15 protein-coding genes are annotated in these 16,172 nt (G+C 74.6%); 11 read left to right on the top strand and 4 right to left on the bottom strand.

Going from position 1 to position 16,172, the window contains the following annotated elements; translation table 11 throughout:
• From ACTHMS_RS10475 to clpB, 7 genes are all read left to right on the top strand, one after another.
• Nucleotides 1–614: Hsp70 family protein (locus ACTHMS_RS10475; RefSeq protein ID WP_440306604.1), on the top strand; the 614-nt coding region annotated here is incomplete at its 5' end.
• A 108-nt stretch (nt 615–722) separates the two neighbouring features.
• Entirely contained in the window at nt 723–1,433 is a 711-nt protein-coding gene (gene grpE, locus ACTHMS_RS10470; RefSeq protein WP_440306603.1) for a nucleotide exchange factor GrpE, read from the top strand.
• A 26-nt stretch (nt 1,434–1,459) separates the two neighbouring features.
• A complete protein-coding gene (dnaJ, locus tag ACTHMS_RS10465; RefSeq protein ID WP_440306602.1) occupies nt 1,460–2,602 on the top strand; it encodes a molecular chaperone DnaJ in 1,143 nt (380 codons plus the stop codon).
• On the top strand, nt 2,595–2,993 hold the full coding sequence (locus ACTHMS_RS10460; RefSeq protein WP_440306601.1) for a heat shock protein transcriptional repressor HspR: 399 nt from the start codon (nt 2,595–2,597) through the stop codon (nt 2,991–2,993). The genes dnaJ and ACTHMS_RS10460 overlap by 8 nt, the downstream gene beginning before the upstream one ends.
• A gap of 136 nt (nt 2,994–3,129) precedes the next feature.
• Nucleotides 3,130–6,138 (top strand): hypothetical protein, encoded by a 3,009-nt coding sequence (locus ACTHMS_RS10455; RefSeq protein ID WP_440306600.1) that lies wholly within the window; start codon nt 3,130–3,132, stop codon nt 6,136–6,138.
• Nucleotides 6,135–7,676, top strand: coding sequence for an ATP-binding cassette domain-containing protein (locus tag ACTHMS_RS10450; protein ID WP_440306599.1), 1,542 nt, complete (start codon nt 6,135–6,137; stop codon nt 7,674–7,676). Before ACTHMS_RS10455 ends, ACTHMS_RS10450 begins: the two co-directional genes overlap by 4 nt.
• 76 nt (nt 7,677–7,752) lie before the next feature.
• Complete coding sequence (clpB, locus tag ACTHMS_RS10445) at nt 7,753–10,326, top strand: ATP-dependent chaperone ClpB (protein WP_440306598.1); 2,574 nt, start codon at nt 7,753–7,755, stop codon at nt 10,324–10,326.
• Between the two features lie 80 nt (nt 10,327–10,406).
• Here the strand turns inward: clpB and ACTHMS_RS10440 are convergent, their stop codons facing one another.
• The gene (locus tag ACTHMS_RS10440; RefSeq protein ID WP_440306597.1) at nt 10,407–11,120 is read right to left on the bottom strand and encodes a hypothetical protein; all 714 of its coding nucleotides are present in this window, start codon (nt 11,118–11,120) and stop codon (nt 10,407–10,409) included.
• Between the two features lie 16 nt (nt 11,121–11,136).
• Between ACTHMS_RS10440 and ACTHMS_RS10435 the strand changes: the two genes are divergently transcribed.
• Nucleotides 11,137–11,433 carry a hypothetical protein gene (locus tag ACTHMS_RS10435; RefSeq protein ID WP_440306596.1) on the top strand — a complete coding sequence of 99 codons (297 nt, stop codon included), beginning with the start codon at nt 11,137–11,139 and terminating at the stop codon, nt 11,431–11,433.
• A 9-nt stretch (nt 11,434–11,442) separates the two neighbouring features.
• Here ACTHMS_RS10435 and ACTHMS_RS10430 read toward each other — a convergent pair whose 3' ends face one another.
• Nucleotides 11,443–12,087, bottom strand: a complete 645-nt coding sequence (locus tag ACTHMS_RS10430) for a hypothetical protein (protein ID WP_440306595.1) — start codon at nt 12,085–12,087, stop codon at nt 11,443–11,445.
• An 83-nt stretch (nt 12,088–12,170) separates the two neighbouring features.
• Between ACTHMS_RS10430 and ACTHMS_RS10425 the strand changes: the two genes are divergently transcribed.
• From ACTHMS_RS10425 to ACTHMS_RS10415, 3 genes are read left to right on the top strand one after another with little or no spacing between them, the layout of a single operon-like run.
• Complete coding sequence (locus ACTHMS_RS10425) at nt 12,171–12,986, top strand: hypothetical protein (RefSeq protein WP_440306594.1); 816 nt, start codon at nt 12,171–12,173, stop codon at nt 12,984–12,986.
• Nucleotides 12,987–13,514, top strand: coding sequence for an orotate phosphoribosyltransferase (locus ACTHMS_RS10420; protein ID WP_440306593.1), 528 nt, complete (start codon nt 12,987–12,989; stop codon nt 13,512–13,514).
• The gene (locus tag ACTHMS_RS10415) at nt 13,511–14,137 is read left to right on the top strand and encodes a TrmH family RNA methyltransferase (RefSeq protein WP_440306605.1); all 627 of its coding nucleotides are present in this window, start codon (nt 13,511–13,513) and stop codon (nt 14,135–14,137) included. Before ACTHMS_RS10420 ends, ACTHMS_RS10415 begins: the two co-directional genes overlap by 4 nt.
• Here ACTHMS_RS10415 and ACTHMS_RS10410 read toward each other — a convergent pair whose 3' ends face one another.
• Entirely contained in the window at nt 14,138–15,133 is a 996-nt protein-coding gene (locus tag ACTHMS_RS10410; RefSeq protein ID WP_440306592.1) for an endonuclease/exonuclease/phosphatase family protein, read from the bottom strand.
• A gap of 86 nt (nt 15,134–15,219) precedes the next feature.
• On the bottom strand, nt 15,220–16,172 hold a 953-nt coding region (locus ACTHMS_RS10405; RefSeq protein WP_440306591.1), incomplete at its 5' end, for an AAA family ATPase.

Genomic DNA, 16,172 nt, shown 5'->3' with positions numbered 1-16,172 from the left:
AGGGCGAGCGCGACATCGCGGCCTACAACAAGAAGCTCGGCATGTTCGAGCTGACCGGCCTGCCGCCGGCGCCGCGCGGCGTGCCGCAGATCGAGGTCACCTTCGACATCGACGCGAACGGCATCGTGCACGTCTCGGCGAAGGACATGGCCACCGGCAAGGAGCAGGGCATGACCATCACCGGCGGCTCGGGCCTGAGCAAGGACGAGATCGACCGGATGATGAAGGAGGCCGAGGCGCACGCCGCCGAGGACGCCGCCCGTCGCGAGCAGGCGGAGGTGCGCAACACCGGTGAGGCGCTGCAGTTCCAGACCGAGAAGTTCCTGACCGAGAACGGCGACAAGCTGCCCGCCGACAAGAAGACCGAGCTCGAGTCGGCGCTCGAGGGCCTCAAGTCCGCCCTCGAGGGCAACGACACCGAGGCGATCAAGCAGGCGCAGGAGCGCGTCTCGACCGTCGCGGCCGAGGCCGGCGGCGCGATGTACGCAGCGGCGCAGGCCGCCGGTGACGGTGCGGCCGGTGACGCCGGCTTCGGCGCGGCGCCGGGCGGCCAGCAGGCCGACGACTCGGTGGTCGACGCGGAGGTCGTCGACGAGGGCCCCGAGGCGAAGTAAGCCCCGAGCCCCCTTCCCACCGATGGATGACGCTGCCCCGCTGTGGCACCCGACCGACCCGGTCGCGCGTGCCACGGCGGGGCACCGCCCGGTCAGGAGCCCTTCCCCATGAGTGACCAGTCCCCCCGAGAAGAGAGCGAACGCGTCGTCGTGCGCGACAAGCGGAAGATCGACCCCACCACCGGCGAGGCGCGCAGGCCCGCGGACGAGACGCCGGCGGCCGCGTCCGGCCAGCCTGCGTCGGCCGAGCCCGCCGTCGAGGCCGGACAGGGCCCCTTCGTCGACGCAGCGCTGCTCGACGAGCGCACGCGCGACCTGCAGCGGGTGCAGGCCGAGTACGCCAACTACCGCAAGCGCGCCGAGCGCGAGCGGTTGGCCGCCGGCGACATCGCCGTCGGGCGCGTGCTCACCGACCTGCTGCCCGTGCTCGACGACCTCGACCGCGCGCGGCAGCACGGCGACCTCACCGGCGCGCTGAAGGCGGTGGCCGACAAGCTCGACGGCATCGTCGGCAAGCTCGGCCTGCAGCCCTTCGGCACCGTCGGTGACCCGTTCGACCCGGCGATCCACGAGGCCGTGCTGCACGACGAGAGCGACGAGGTGCGTGTGCCGACGTGCACCACCGTGATGCGCGTCGGCTACCAGCACGGCGAGCGGTTGCTGCGTCCGGCGATGGTCGGGGTGAGCGTCCCGACCGCGTCGAGCGCTGCACCGACCGTCGGGTCGACCCCCGTCGAGGCCGAGGTCGGCAACGAGCCGGCCACTGACACGGCCGAGCCTGCGTCGTCCGACGACCAGCAGGCCGGCACCGGGTCCTGAACGACAGAGAGTGAGGTGACGCCGCGATGAGCACCAAGGACTACTTGGAGAAGGACTACTACAAGGCGCTCGGCGTCGCCAAGGACGCCGACGCTGGCACGATCAAGAAGGCGTACCGCAAGCTCGCGCAGCAGCTGCACCCGGACAAGAACCCCGGTGATGCCAAGGCCGAGGCGCGGTTCAAGGAGGTCTCCGAGGCCTACGACGTGCTCTCCGATCCCGCCAAGCGCAAGGAGTACGACGAGACGCAGGCGATGTTCGCCGGCGGCGGGTTCCGGCCCGGCGCCGGCGGCGGGTTCGGCGGGGGCGGCGGCATGCCGTTCGACGTGTCGAACCTCTGCGGCGGCGGTGCGAACCTCGGCGACCTGTTCGACGGCCTGTTCAGCGGCGGTCGTTCGGGCCGCCGGGCGGGGCCGGCCAGGGGCAGCGATCTGCAGGCCGAACTGCGGCTCGACTTCGCCGATGCGGTGCGCGGTGCGACGCTGCCGCTCACGGTGACGGCGCCGGGCACCTGCCGCACCTGTGGCGGGTCCGGCGCCAAGCCGGGCACGAGCCCGCGCACCTGCCCCCGGTGCAACGGTTCGGGCCACGTCTCGACCAATCAGGGCGGCTTCGGTTTCAGCGAGCCCTGCCGCGACTGCAGGGGCACCGGCCGGCTGATCGACGATCCCTGCCCCGAGTGCCGCGGCGCGGGCGTCACGAACCAGACGCGGACGATCACCGTGCGCGTGCCCGCCGGCGTGCGCGACGGCGCGACGCTGCGGCTGGCCGGCAAGGGCGCGCCCGGCGAGCGCGGGGCGCCGGCCGGCGACCTGCTCGTGACGGTGCGCGTGGCGCCGCACCCGCTATTCGGCCGGACGGGCAACGACCTCACCCTGACCGTGCCGGTCAGCTTCGCCGAGGCGACGCTGGGCGCGACCGTGCGGGTGCCGACGCTCGACGGCGCGGTGTCGGTGAAGGTGCCGGCCGGGACGCCGAGCGGGCGCACCCTGCGCGTGCGCGGCCGCGGCGTGCCCGCGGCGAAGAACCCGGGCGACCTGCTCGTCACCGTCGAGGTGGCCGTGCCGCAGCGGCTGAGCAATGACGCCAAGGCGGCGCTCGAGGCGTTCGCCGCGGTGAGCCCTGACGACCCGCGCCCGCACATCACGGCGGCGGTAAGCCATGGCTAGGCGGCCGATCCCGCCGGAGGTGCCCGACGACGCCCCGGTGTTCGTCATCTCGGTGGCCGCCGAGCTCGCCGGCATGCATGCGCAGACACTGCGGCAGTACGACCGGCTCGGGCTCGTGACCCCGGGGCGCACCTCGGGCGGCGGCCGCCGCTACTCGTGGCGCGACGTCGAGCTGCTGCGCGAGGTGCAGCGCCTCTCGCAGGAGGAGGGCGTCAGCCTCGCCGGCATCAAGCGGATCATCGAGCTCGAGACCCAGGTCGACGCCCTGCGTGGCCGGGTCGCCGAGCTCGCCGCCGAGCTCGACCACCTGCGGGCCGAGCTGATGGCCCGCGCGAGCTCGACGACGGCGCTGGTCGTGTGGCGTCCGCCGGAGCGTCGACCCACCCGCTGAACCTCGCGGAACCCCCTGTCCTGGCTCGTTCCTGCCCCGGAATTCGAGCCGGAGCAGGGGGTTTCGCGCGTCGGTTTCGTGCGAGCATGCGTGATCAGGCGGCGAGCGGGCCGCCGGTCGGACGCAGGAGGCGGGCGTGCGGGCAGGGCTGGCGGCGGCGGTGGGGCTCGGCTGGGCCCAGCTGCGCCGCCTGCGTGCCCGCTGGGCGCTGCTGGTCGTGGGCATCGCGCTGGTCGTCGCCGTCCCGGTGATCACCGCCGGGCTCGCGACGACGGTGACGGCGCAGGCGGTGCGGCAGTCGATCGCCGGGCTGGGCCAGGACGACCGCACCCTCACCGTCACCCAGGAGGCGACGTCCACCTTCCGCCGCGGCACGCCGGCGCAGGGCGACGCCGCCGTGCGGCGGCAGCTGGGTCGCCTCACCGGCGGCACCGTGCTGCGCGAGGTGATCTTCCGCGAGCTGACGACGAGGGGCCAGACCTACTACGTCGGTGCGGCCGACCGGCTCGGTTCCGCCGTGCGCGTGACGTCGGGCCGCCTGCCGCGCTCGTGCACGCCCGCCCGGTGCGAGGTGCTGGCGATCGGCGGCGACGCCGCCGCGTTGCGCGCGGCCGTCGCGTCGCTCGGTCTCGACGTCGTCGGTGCGGCCACACGCACGAACCCGCTGCTCGTCGGCGGCTCGCTCACGCCCGACCGCGCGCCGGTGCTGGTCGCGGCGAGCGTCGACGGGCTCGCGCGGGTCTCGTCCCTCGAACTGTTCGCGCGCTACTACGCCTGGGTCGCCGCCATCGACGCCGACGCCGTCGTGCGTGACGGTGTCGGTACCTACCTCGCGCGCAGCGCCGACGTCGACGCGACGCTGCAGACCGTCGTCGGCGCCACGACCTTCATCCGCCCGGACGCCGCGCTGCGCAGCGCTGCCGACCGCGCGCAGGCCTCGACCCGTCGCTACGGCCTGCTCGGCGGCTTCGCCGGCGCGCTGCTGCTCGGCTTCGCGCTCGTCGCCGGCACCGGGCTGCGGCGCGAGATGACCCTGCTCACCGGGCTGGTGCGACGGCGGGGCGGCCCGCCAGGACAGGTCGCCGTGCCCGTGCTCGTCGCCGCCGCGGTCTGCGGCGCGCTGGGCGCGATCGGCGGCGGTCTGCTGGGCGGCGTGGTGTCGGCGCTGCACCGCGGGGGCACCGGCCTCGGGCCGGTCGCCGCGGCCGGGCACGCGCTGGCCGGTGGCGGGGTCGTCGCGGTCGTGCTCGGGCTCGTGTCGGTCGCGGTGGTCGTCGCCGTCCTGCTCTGGCCCGACACGCGGGCCACCGAGATCTGGCGCCTGCTCGACCTCGTCGCCGTCACCGCGCTCGGCGCGGTCGTGCTGGCCGCCGCGCGCGGGTCGTCGTCGGCGAGCCAGGTCGACCAGGGGGATCCGCTCGTCGTCGCGCTGCCGGTGCTCGCCGCCGTCGTGGCCGGACTGGTGGCGGCGCGCGCCTGGGCACCCGTGACGCGTCTGCTGCGCCGGGCGCTGCCGCGGCGGTCGCTGGCCGGGCAGCTCGCGCTGCTCGGCGTGGTGCGGCGCCCGCTGCGCTCGGTGACGACGGCCGGCTTCGTCACGGCCGCAGTGGCCACCGTCGTCTTCGCCGGGGCCTACCGGGCCACCCTGCTCGCCGGTGACGCCGACCAGGCCGCCTTCCAGGTGCCGCTGGACGCGACCGTGTCGGCCGGCACGCAGCAGCCCGCCGGCGTCGTCGACACGGCGGCTGCGCGCGCCGCGGGCGTGCAGACCTACGGGGTCGTGCGCACCCACGCCACGATCACCGATCCCAACGGGGTCGCGACCTCGCTCGACGTGCTCGCGGTCGACCGTGCCGCCATCGCCCACGTGCGCGACTGGACGCGGGTCACGGGCGGTGCGGACGCCGGGACCGTCGCGAGCGCGCTCGGGTCGCCCGCGCCCGTCGCCGCCCCCACCCTCCCGCGCGGTGCGCGCACGGTCGGCATCGCTGCCGCCGGCGCCGACCCGCAGACGTCGATCACGCTGTACGTCCGCCGTGCCGACGGTCGCGAGGTCGGCGTGCCGCTCGCCATCGGCGGCGGACGGCTGACCGCGACCCTGCCGTCGGGTGGGCCGTTCACCGTCGTCGCCGTCGGGCTGGACGAGGCTCCCGACTACGCAACCCATCACGCCCACAACATCGGTGAAGGCACGAACGACGAGCCCGTCCTGTCCGGGCGGCTGCGGCTCACGACCGTGACCGCCGACGACCGCCCTGTCGCGTGGAACTGGGCGACGTGGGGGTCGGCCACCGGCTCGACGGAGGTTGCGTCCGGTGCGCTGACCCTCGCCTACAAGCTCAGCGGCCAGCCCGCGGTGGCGGTGCCGGGCTTCGCGGCCGTCCGCTCGGCGACCGTGCCCGTGGTCGTCGACGACGCGACCGCGCGTGCTGCGGTCGGCGGACGGCTGCCGTTCCTGCTCGACGGCACCACCCGCCTGGTCGGGCGGGTCGTCGGCGTGCAGCCGCGTCTGCCCACGGTCTCCGGCCCGTTCGTCCTCGCCGACCGTGCAGTGCTGCAGCAGCAACTCGACCTGCAGCGTCCGGGACGCACGGCGGACCAGTACTGGCTGTCCGGTCCCGCCGCCGGCCTCGACCGGGTGCAGACCGCGTGGCACGGCGTGAGGTTCGAGCGGCGCGCGAGCATCCAACGCGCACTGGACGCCGACCCGGTCGGCCGCGGCTCGCGGCTGCTGCTCGTGCTGGTCGCCCTGCTGGCCCTGGGCATCGCGGCGGTCGCGCTCGTGCTGCTCGTGCTCGGCGAGCGCCGCGACGGCGCCGGCGAGCTCTTCGCCTGGGAGGCCGACGGCGTGCCTCCACGGGTGTTGAGGCGCGTGCTGCTGCTGCGTGGCGTGGCCGTGGCCGTCGTGGCGGTGCCGGTCGGGGTGGTGGCCGGGCTCGGCGTCGCCGCGGCGGGCGCCCGCCTCGTCTCGGTCGACGCCACGGGCCGCACCCCGGTGCCCCCACTCGCGCTCACGCTCGGCTCGGTCTGGACACCGCTCGCACTGCTCGTCGGGCTCGGCGCCGGTCTCGTCGCGGCGGCGCTCGTCGCCCTCGGCGCACTGCGCGAACACGCGCCGCTCGCGGCGGCGGTCGACCTGCGATGACCACCGCCCCGCAGGCCGCCGACGCCATCCGCGTCGACGACGCCTTCTGCCTCTACCAGGTGCCCGGCGGCGCCACCGTCGCCGCACTGCGCGGCCTGACCCTGCGCGTGGCCGCGGGCGAGCGGCTGGTCGTGCAGGGCCCGAACGGTTCCGGCAAGACCACCCTGCTGCGCCTGCTCAGCGGCGAGGTCACCGCGAGCGCGGGCTCGGTCGCGATCGCGGGCGTCGAGCTCGCCGGCGCCACCGCCCGTACCCTGGCCCAGCTGCGCCGCGACGGCATCGGCCTGGTCGATCAGCACGCGGCGCGCACCCTGCGTCCGGAACTCGACGTGCTCGACAACGTCTCACTGCACCTGCGGCTCGCGGGTGGCGCGCGTGACGAGGCGCGGGCCGCCGCTCGTGCGTTGCTCGGTCGCCTCGGCCTCGACGCGCTCGCCGAGCGCCGCGGCGCCACGCTGTCCGGCGGCGAGGCGCAACGCGTCGCGGTCTGCGCGGCGGTCGCCCACCGGCCCACCGTGCTGCTCGCCGACGAGCCGACCGGCGAGCTCGACCTCGCGACCGCCGACGCGGTCTACGACCTGCTCGCCGCGGCCGCCGCCGAGGTCGGCGCCGCGCTGGTGGTCGTGTCGCACGACCACCGGGCGGGCCGCATCGCCGACCGCGTCGTGCGCATCCGCGACGGCCGGCTGTCCGAGCAGTGGCGCCCCGACGTGCCCGACGACGAGGAGCTCGTCGTCGACGCCCGCGGCTGGGTGCGGCTGCCGGAGCGGGCGCGGCGGCTCGCCGGGCTCGCCGACGCCGTGCGGGTGCGCGACACGGACGCCGGCCTCTTGCTCTCGGCGCGCGCCCGGGTCGCGCCGCCGCCCGCGGCGGTGCTGGAGGTGCCGACCCCCACGGCCGGCACCGCACCGCTCGCCGCGGCCGACGGTCTCGCCCTCGCCTACGGCGACCGGACGCTGTTCCGGGACCTGGCGCTCGAGCTCGCGCCCGCGTCGTTCACCGTGCTGCGCGGGCGGTCGGGCGCCGGCAAGTCGACGCTGCTGCGGCTGCTGCTCGGCCTCGCCGACCCCGACGCCGGCACGGTGGTGCTGGGTGGTCGCGCGGTCGGGCCGCTCGATCGTGCCGCCCGGGCCGCGCTGCGGCGCGACGTCGTCGCGGTCAGCACGCAGGCCGGTTCGCTGGGCGAGGACCTCGACCCGCTCGAGAACCTCGAGCTGGCCCGCGCCGCACGCGGGCTCGACCCGGCGCCCGACGTGGTGAGCCGGCTGGTCGAGGTGCTGCAGCTCGGCGCGGTCGCCCGTCGTCCGGCCCGGCTGCTCTCGGGCGGCGAGCGGCAACGCGTCGCGCTGGCCCGGTCGTTGGTCGTGCAGCGTCCGCTGCTGGTGCTCGACGAGCCGACGTCGCAGCAGGACGAGGCGCACGCCGAACTGGTCGCCGCGGTGCTCGCCGCGGCCGCGTCCGCCGGCGCCGCCGTGCTCGCCGCCACGCACGACCCGCTGCTCGTCGCCGCGGCCGACGGCGTCGTCGAACTGACCTGACTTGAGCGGAACACGCTCAACTTCTCGTACGTTGGGACGAGTGACAGCACCACCGCCCCAGGAGTGAACTACGACCATGGATCTGACCACCCGCAGCCAGCAGGCCGTGTCGAACGCCGTCCGCGCGGCGGCCGACCGCGGCAACCCGTCCGTCGAGCCGGCCCACCTCGCCGTCGCGCTGCTCGACGACGCCGAAGGACTGACGCGTCCGCTGCTGCAGGCCGTCGGCGTCGACCCGCTGCTCGTGCGCAAGGAGGCGCAGGCCGTCGTCGACCGCCTGCCGTCCGCGTCCGGCGCCAGTGTCGGCGCCCCGCAGACCTCGCGGGCGCTCTACAACGTCCTGACCACCGCCGAGCGCGCGGCGCGCGACCGGCAGGACGAGTACGTCTCGACCGAGCACCTGCTGCTCGCGCTGGCCGAGCAGAGCGGCGACGTCGCCGACGTGTTCAAGCGCCACGGCGTCACCCCGCAGGCCCTGGCGGACGCGCTGCAGTCGGTGCGCGGGTCACAGCGGGTCACCAGCCCCGACCCGGAGGGCACCTTCCAGGCGCTGGAGAAGTACGGCGTCGACCTCACCGAACGCGCCCGCGAGGGCAAGATCGACCCGGTGATCGGCCGCGACGCCGAGATCCGCCGCGTCGTGCAGGTGCTCTCGCGGCGCACCAAGAACAACCCGGTGCTCATCGGCGAGCCCGGCGTCGGCAAGACCGCCGTCGTCGAGGGCCTCGCGCAGCGCATCGTCGCGGGCGACGTGCCCGACAGCCTGAAGAACAAGAAGCTCATCTCGCTCGACCTCGGCGCGATGGTCGCCGGCGCGAAGTTCCGCGGCGAGTTCGAGGAACGGCTCAAGGCCGTGCTGAACGAGATCAAGGACTCTGGCGGCCAGGTCGTCACCTTCATCGACGAGCTGCACACCGTCGTCGGTGCCGGTGCCACCGGCGAGGGCGCGATGGACGCCGGCAACATGCTCAAGCCGATGCTCGCGCGCGGTGAGCTGCGCATGGTCGGCGCGACGACGCTGGACGAGTACCGCGAGCACATCGAGAAGGACCCCGCGCTCGAGCGGCGCTTCCAGCAGGTGCTGGTCGGCGAGCCGAGCGTCGAGGACACCATCGCAATCCTTCGTGGGCTCAAGAGCCGCTACGAGGCACACCACCAGGTGCGCATCAACGACTCGGCGCTCGTCGCGGCCGCGACGCTGAGCGACCGGTACATCACCAGCCGTTTCCTGCCGGACAAGGCGATCGACCTCGTCGACGAGTCCGCGTCGCGGTTGCGCATGGAGATCGACTCGTCGCCCGTCGAGATCGACGAGCTGCGGCGCGCGGTCGACCGGCTCAAGATGGAGGAACTCGCGCTCAGCAAGGAGAAGGACGCCGCGTCGCAGGAGCGGCTGGCCCGGCTGCGCGCCGAACTGGCCGACTCGCAGGAGCAGCTCGATGCCCTCAACGCCCGTTGGGAACGCGAGAAGTCGGGCCTCAACCGGGTCGGTGAGCTGACCAAGCAGCTCGACGACCTGCAGGGCCAGATCGAGCGCGCGCAGCGCGACGGCGACCTCGAGACGGCCTCGCGGCTGCAGTACGGCGAGCTGCCGAAGCTCGAGCGCGAGCTGGCCGAGGCCAGCGCCGCCGAGCCGGCCGAGGACGTGCTGGTGAAGGAGGAGGTCACCGCCGACGACATCGCCGACGTCGTGGCCGCCTGGACGGGCATCCCCGCCGGACGCCTCATGGAGGGCGAGACCGCGAAGCTGCTGCGCATGGAGGACGAGCTCGGCAAGCGCGTCATCGGCCAGCGCGAGGCCGTCCAAGCGGTGTCCGACGCCGTGCGCCGCGCCCGGGCCGGCATCGCCGACCCCAATCGTCCGACCGGCTCGTTCCTGTTCCTCGGCCCGACCGGTGTCGGCAAGACCGAGCTGGCCAAGGCGCTCGCCGACTTCCTGTTCGACGACGAGCGCTCGATGATCCGCATCGACATGAGCGAGTACAGCGAGAAGCACTCGGTCGCGCGGCTCGTCGGCGCCCCGCCCGGCTACGTCGGCTACGACGAGGGTGGCCAGCTCACCGAGGCCGTGCGGCGGCGCCCGTACTCGGTCGTGCTGCTGGACGAGGTCGAGAAGGCCCACCCGGACGTCTTCGACATCCTGCTCGCCGTGCTCGACGACGGGCGGCTCACCGACGGCCAGGGGCGCACGGTCGACTTCCGCAACACGATCCTGATCCTCACGTCCAACCTCGGCTCGCAGGCGCTGGTCACCGACCTGCCCGACGAGCTGAAGCGCGACGCGGTCATGGGCGTGGTGCGCGAGCACTTCAAGCCCGAGTTCCTCAACCGTCTCGACGACATCGTGGTCTTCGCGGCGCTCTCGACCGACGACCTGACCAAGATCGTCGACATCCAGCTCGGCTCGCTCACCCAGCGGCTCGCCGGCCGCCGGCTCAGCCTCGAGGTCACCGACGCCGCCCGCGAGTGGCTGGCGCTCAACGGCTTCGACCCGCTCTACGGGGCGCGTCCACTGCGCCGGCTCGTGCAGACCGCGATCGGCGACGCGCTGGCCCGCAAGATCATCGCCGGCGAGATCCGCGACGGCCAGACGGTGCTCGTCGACGCCGCGCCGGACAAGCTCGGCCTGGTGGTCAGCCCCGCCGCCTGAGCGGCCCGACGCGCGAGAACCCCCTCGTGTGGCTCATTTCCGGGATGGAGAACGAGCCGGACGAGGGGGTTTCGCGTGCTTCAGGGCCGGGGACGGGGGGCGTCGGCGAGCCAGCGGCGGCCGGCGGGCAGGACGCCCAGTACCAGCAGGGCCACCGAGATGGTCGCGAAGACGAACGACCAGAAGACCAGGATGCTCGGCAGCCGGACGATCCAGTACACCGACAGCGCGAAGGCGATGCCGCCGCCGACGAGCACGAGGCCGCGTCCCCACGGGCGACGGGCCGAGTACTGCACGCCGCCGGTGATGAGCAGGGCCGCCGCGATCCCGTTGGCGATGCCGTCGAAGACGAACTCGCCCGTCAGGTCCGCCGTCTCGTAGCCGTTGGCGTGCAACTCCTCGAAGAACTTCGCGCCGGTGAACAGCCCGAGCGCGCAGAGGATCAACAGGCCGGCGAGCACCCAGGCGACGACGCTCGCCGCGGTGACGACACCCGGACGCAGGGGCGGCCGGTTCGGCACGTACCCGCCGCCGTAGGGCCCGTAGCCGGCGACGGGGTACGAGCCGCCGTACGGGGGCGGCGGGGGGTAGCCGTACGTCGGCGCGGGGCCGGGCGCGACGGGCGGCGGATAGGCCGGCGGCGCGACCGACGGCGGCGGTGCGGTGGGCGGGGCCGCTGCCCAGCCGGGCGGTGACGCCGCGCCCCCGAACCCCGCGGGTACGTACTGCGGGCCGGCGGGGTCGTACGGATCGAAGGGTTCCCACCCGGAGGTCGCCGTCGGGTCGGGGGTCACCGTGCCATGATGCGGCATGATCCCGGACGGGAGCGAGTCGTCACAGGCCGAGCCCAAGCCCGCTCGCAGCGGCGGCCTCGACCCGGTCGCCGCGCTCGCCGTCGCCACCGGGGTGGCCGGCATCTTCGTGCTGCAACTGCTGCTCGTCGTGGTCACGATGCTGCTGTCGTCGATCGCCGCGCAGCGTGCCCGCGGCGGGCGGTACGACCTCGGCTACGCCTACCTCGCCTTCGGCGTGGGCGCGGTCGACGGTGTGCTGCTGCTCATCGGCCTGCTCGCGGGCGGCGAGGCGCCGACCCCGCTCAACCAGTGACCGCCGCGGTCACAGCTGGTTCTGGACGCACTGCCGGAAGCCGGCGTCCTGGGCGTTGCCCCACCCGCCGCACCGGCCGACCGCACTGGTGAGCTGCACGGACACCACGATCGCGAGCACCGCCCCGACGGCGGCCGCCACCAGCCCGACGATCGCATTGCTGCGTCCGGGGCGCTGCTCGTTGAGCACTTTGAGGCCGAAGAAGACGGCGAGCAGCACCGGCACGACGTCGAGGTAGGCGAACGTCGCGAACGGGATCGACACCAGGCCGAGCACGAGCGCCGCGGTCGCCGTGCGGGTCGAGGCGGCCGGTGGCGCGCCCGGCGAGTACGGCGGCGGGGGGTACGGGGGCTGTCCCGGCCCGCCGGCGACCGGCGGGGGTCGGTACGGGTCGGGCGGCCCCTGGTACGGATCGGGCGGCGGCTGGACGGACGGGGGCGGCGGCACGTTCGCGTACGGCGACGGGCCGTACCGGCGGGCGCGGTCGTCGTCGGCGGGCGGCGGCGGATAGGCCACCCAGCCGTCGACCGGCGCCGGGTGCTGGTACGTCGGCGGCTCGGCCGCGGGGGGCGTTTCGTCCGGCCGTCCGAAGCGGTACGGGTCGTCCGGGTCGAGCGGCGCGGGGGCGGGCTCTCCCGACTGCTGGTCGGTCATCGCACCCCTCCTCGGCCCGGTGATCCTGTCCGCAGGGTAATCGCCGCCGCTGTGCGCCCCGGCCGACACATACACTCACCCGCGTGAGCGAGACCTCCCGACCGGCGAAGCCACAGAAGCCACAGCAGGTGAAGCCGCCCCGCACCATCGACTTCGCGAGCATCGCGCTGATCGTGCAGGCCCTGGCGATGGTGGGCGTCGCCCTGGCGCTCCGGGCCGAGAAGTCGGCCTACACCAGCTGGCTGTTCAAGAACGGCACCTCGACGGTCACGAAGAAGAAGTTCACGACCTCGGCGTCGACCATGCAGCAGCTGCCGGGCAAGGTGCTCGACGACCTGCACACCCAGGTCGACAACGCGATGAAGAGCTCGCTGCTCACGAGCATCCTGTTCGCGTTCATCCTCGTCGTGATCGTCTTCGCGCTGCGCCGCACGCGTGGCGCCAGCCCGGCCCGCTGGGCGGTCGTCGTGCTGGCGGTGCTGCAGACGGTGCCGCTGCAGATGCTGAGCATCGCGAGCAACCTGCCGACCGGGCTGAAGATCGCCCAGTTCGTCGTCGGCCTCGCGTCGACGGTGAGCTTGGTGATGTTGTTCGTGCCGCAGTCGCGGCAGTACTTCCGGGACGTGCGCGCCGCGGTGGCCGAAACACTGCCGCCCCGCCCGGCCCGGTCGGGTGGGCGCGGCGGCCTGTTCGGTGGCGGCGGCGGTGGGCTGTTCGGCCCGCGTCCGGCCGCTCGCTCGGCCGAGCCGCGCGTCGTGGACGCCGAGCCGGTCGCCTCGGTGGACATGACCAAGCGCCCGGACAAGCGCCGCGCCGAGGCCGACGCCGTCGCCAAGGGCGCCGCCCTCGCCCGCAGCCGGGCCAAGGCCGCGGCGAAGTCGCGCCGCACGGAGGACTGAATGTCGGATCGCGACGACCTGCTGCAGCTCATCAAGGACCTCGCCGTCGTGCACGGCAAGGTGATCCTCTCGTCGGGTCGTGAGGCCGACTACTACATCGACCTGCGCCGCATCACGCTGCACCGCACCGCGGCGCCGCTCGTCGGCCGGGTGCTGCGCGAGGTCACGGCCGACTGGGACTACGCCGCCGCCGGCGGGCTCACCCTCGGCGCCGACCCGGTCGGGACGGCCATCCTGCACGCGTCCGGCGGCACCGTCGACTCATTCGTCGTGCGGAAGGCCGAGAAGCAGCACGGCATGCAGCAGCGCATCGAGGGCCCGTCGATCGAGGGCCGGCGCGTGCTGATCGTCGAGGACGTCTCGACCACCGGCGGCTCGCCGCTCACCCCGGTCGAGGCCGCGCGCGAGGCCGGGGCCACCGTCGTCGGCGTCGCGACCGTCGTCGACCGCGGCGCGCGGGCGGCGATCGAGGCCGCCGGGCTCGAGTACCGCAGCGCGTACACCCTCGCCGACCTGGGTCTGAGCTGACCGAGGCGTCCCCGCCGGACGAGACGGTCGGCGTCGGCCCGCACCCGACGCCCTGGCCGGACGACCCGCGCCTCGACCCGGTGCTGCTCGAGCACGGCGACCGCCGCAACGTCGTCGACCGCTACCGCTACTGGACGGTCGAGGCGATCGTCGCCGACCTCGACACCCGCCGCCACGGCTTCGCCGTCGCCATCGAGAACTGGCGCCACGACCTCAACATCGGCACCGTCGTGCGCACGGCCAACGCGTTCCTCGCCCGCGAGGTGGTGATCGTCGGCCGGCGCCGGTGGAACCGGCGCGGCGCGATGGTCACCGACCGCTACCAGCACGTCGCGCACGTGCCGGACGTCGCCGGGCTCGTGGCGCACGCCGCCGACTACGTGATCGTCGCCGTCGACAACCTGCCCGGTGCGCTGCCGCTCGAGTCGGCCGGGCTGCCGCACAACGCGCTGCTGCTGTTCGGGCAGGAGGGCAGCGGGCTCACCGACGAGGCGCGTGCCGCCGCCACGGTCACCTACTCGATCGCGCAGTACGGGTCGACCCGCTCGATCAACGCCGGCGTCGCCGCCGGCATCGCGATGCACGCCTGGATCAGGCAGCACGCGGACGCGCCCGCGGACTGATCAGCTCGCGGAGGGCCGATCCCGTGGCACGGCGACGGACGCGACGAGGCCCCGGTGATCCGACCCCGGCACGCTGACGGTGTGCACGCCGACGGCCACGGCGCGCCGGGTCAGCACGTGGTCGATGGCGATCAACGGCGGGTACCAGTGCCCGGCCGGGTAGGTCGCCGTCAGCCCGGCGCCGGCCTGCTCGGCGGCGTCCGCCCGGCCGTGCGTGAGCAGGCGGCGGAACTGCGCGACGTCGGGCGTCGCGTTGAAGTCGCCGCCGACGAGCAGGGCGCAGGGCGTGGCACCGAGCTCGTCCAGCACCGACGGCAGGTGTGCGATGTCGCGATCCCATCCCGCGGCGTGCGGCCACGGACCCTGCATGTGCAGCGCCGCGACAGTCGGCGCACAGCTGACGCCGGGGATGTCGACCTGCGCGGTGACGAACTCGAACGCGAAGTCGTCGCGCCGGCGCTGGTCGTGCAACGGCCAGCGGCTCCACAGCCCGGTGCCCGTCGCGCCGCCGGCCGGCGCGACCTCGCGAGACGGCAGCACCCCGGCGAGCCCGGCTCGCAGCAGCGCGTCGTTCTCGGCGTCGGTGAGCTCCTCGGTCATCAGCAGATCGACCCGGTCGCGCCGCACCGCGGCCACGACCGCGGCCGGTGACGCCAGCCCGAGCCGCAGGTTCAGCGTCATCACCACGACGGTGCGGGCGTCGCGGGGTGCCGTGTCGGCGACGTACAACGGGAGTTGCGTGACGACCGAGACGACGCACAGCGCCGCGGCGACGACCGCCCCGACGCGACGCGACGCACCGAGCAGCAACGCCAGCGCGAACGGACCGGCCAGCATGAGCCAGGGAGCGAACGCGGTGAGACCGAGCAGGACGCTCACCCGTGGCGTCCACCAGTGTGCGGCGACGCCGAGCGCGCAGACCGCGAGCGCAGCACCGCCCGCCACGGTCGCCGCCCGCGACCCCCGCCGAGCACGCGGACGGGCGGGCAGGCGCATGGGCGCAGTCTGCCGAAGCCGGCGCCGGTCGGCCGCCCGGGCTCGGCGAATCGCCAGACCGGCGAGCGGCGCTCGGACGTCGGGCGTCAGACGTCCTGCCGCCGCAGGTAGCGCCCGAAGTGCGGCACGGTGAAGGCGATGCGTCCGCGCTGCCCGCTGTACACGAGCCCCTTCTTGAGCAGCCCGTCGCGGGCCGGCGACAGCGACTGCGGCGGCCGGCCGAGGGCCTGGGCGACGGCGGCGGTCGGCACCGAGTCGTCGGCGGCGTCCGGTTCGGCCAGATCGGCCATGGCGCGCAGGTACTCGCGCTCGGCCGGCGTCGCCCGCTCGAAGCGCGATCCGAAGAAGCCGACGGCGAGTTCCGCCTCGGCCTCCGGCGCGGCGACGGCGATGTCCGCGGCCGTGATCGGCGAGCGCGGCGCGACGTCCCAGGCCGTCTTGCCGTAGGCCTGGACGAAGTACGGGTACCCGCCCGTGGCCGCGTACATCGCCTCGAGCGCCTCCTCGTCGAACTCGGCGTCCTCGCCCTTGGCCGGCAGCTGCAGCGCGGCGTCGGCGGCGGCCCGGTCGAGCCGGTCGATCCGCGAGTACTTGAAGAGCCGTTCGCTGTAGGACTTCGACGCCGACAGCACGGCGGGCAGGTGGGGCAGGCCGGCGCCGACGACCACCAGCGGCAGCGACTGCTGCGACAGTTCGTGGCACGCGGCGCACAGCGCGGACACGTCGTCGGTCATGAGGTCCTGCATCTCGTCGATGAAGACGGCGATGCCCCGCCCGGTGTCGGCGGCGAGGCCGGCGACGTCGGTGAGCAGCTCGACCAGGTCGATCTCGATGTCGCCCGAGTCGGCGCGTCCGGGCACGGCGGGCACGTCGATACCGGGCTGCCACCGGTCGCGCAGCTTCGGGGCTGCCGCCTTGGACGCCGGGGCGCGGTCGTCGCGCTGGGCGAAGGACTTGATCACGCCCAGGACGTGCGTGGCCTCGTCCTCGTTGCGGCCGGCGAGCTCGCGGACGGCGAGGTGCAGGGCGGCGGCGAGCG

The sequence above is a fragment of the Jatrophihabitans sp. genome, from assembly GCF_051960575.1.
In the GTDB taxonomy this organism is placed as follows: Bacteria; Actinomycetota; Actinomycetes; order Mycobacteriales; family Jatrophihabitantaceae; genus JBQCEE01.
This window is presented reverse-complemented; position numbering and strand designations above follow the sequence as displayed.

Excerpts from the sequence above, each read along its gene's own strand:
- dnaJ (WP_440306602.1), top strand. The coding sequence starts at position 1,460 with ATGAGCACCAAGGACTACTTGGAGAAGGACTACTACAAGGCGCTCGGC.
- ACTHMS_RS10460 (WP_440306601.1), top strand. The coding sequence starts at position 2,595 with ATGGCTAGGCGGCCGATCCCGCCGGAGGTGCCCGACGACGCCCCGGTG.
- ACTHMS_RS10410 (WP_440306592.1), bottom strand. The coding sequence starts at position 15,133 with ATGCGCCTGCCCGCCCGTCCGCGTGCTCGGCGGGGGTCGCGGGCGGCG.
- ACTHMS_RS10420 (WP_440306593.1), top strand. The coding sequence starts at position 12,987 with ATGTCGGATCGCGACGACCTGCTGCAGCTCATCAAGGACCTCGCCGTC.
- ACTHMS_RS10450 (WP_440306599.1), top strand. The coding sequence starts at position 6,135 with ATGACCACCGCCCCGCAGGCCGCCGACGCCATCCGCGTCGACGACGCC.
- clpB (WP_440306598.1), top strand. The coding sequence starts at position 7,753 with ATGGATCTGACCACCCGCAGCCAGCAGGCCGTGTCGAACGCCGTCCGC.
- ACTHMS_RS10430 (WP_440306595.1), bottom strand. The coding sequence starts at position 12,087 with ATGACCGACCAGCAGTCGGGAGAGCCCGCCCCCGCGCCGCTCGACCCG.
- grpE (WP_440306603.1), top strand. The coding sequence starts at position 723 with ATGAGTGACCAGTCCCCCCGAGAAGAGAGCGAACGCGTCGTCGTGCGC.
- ACTHMS_RS10435 (WP_440306596.1), top strand. The coding sequence starts at position 11,137 with ATGATCCCGGACGGGAGCGAGTCGTCACAGGCCGAGCCCAAGCCCGCT.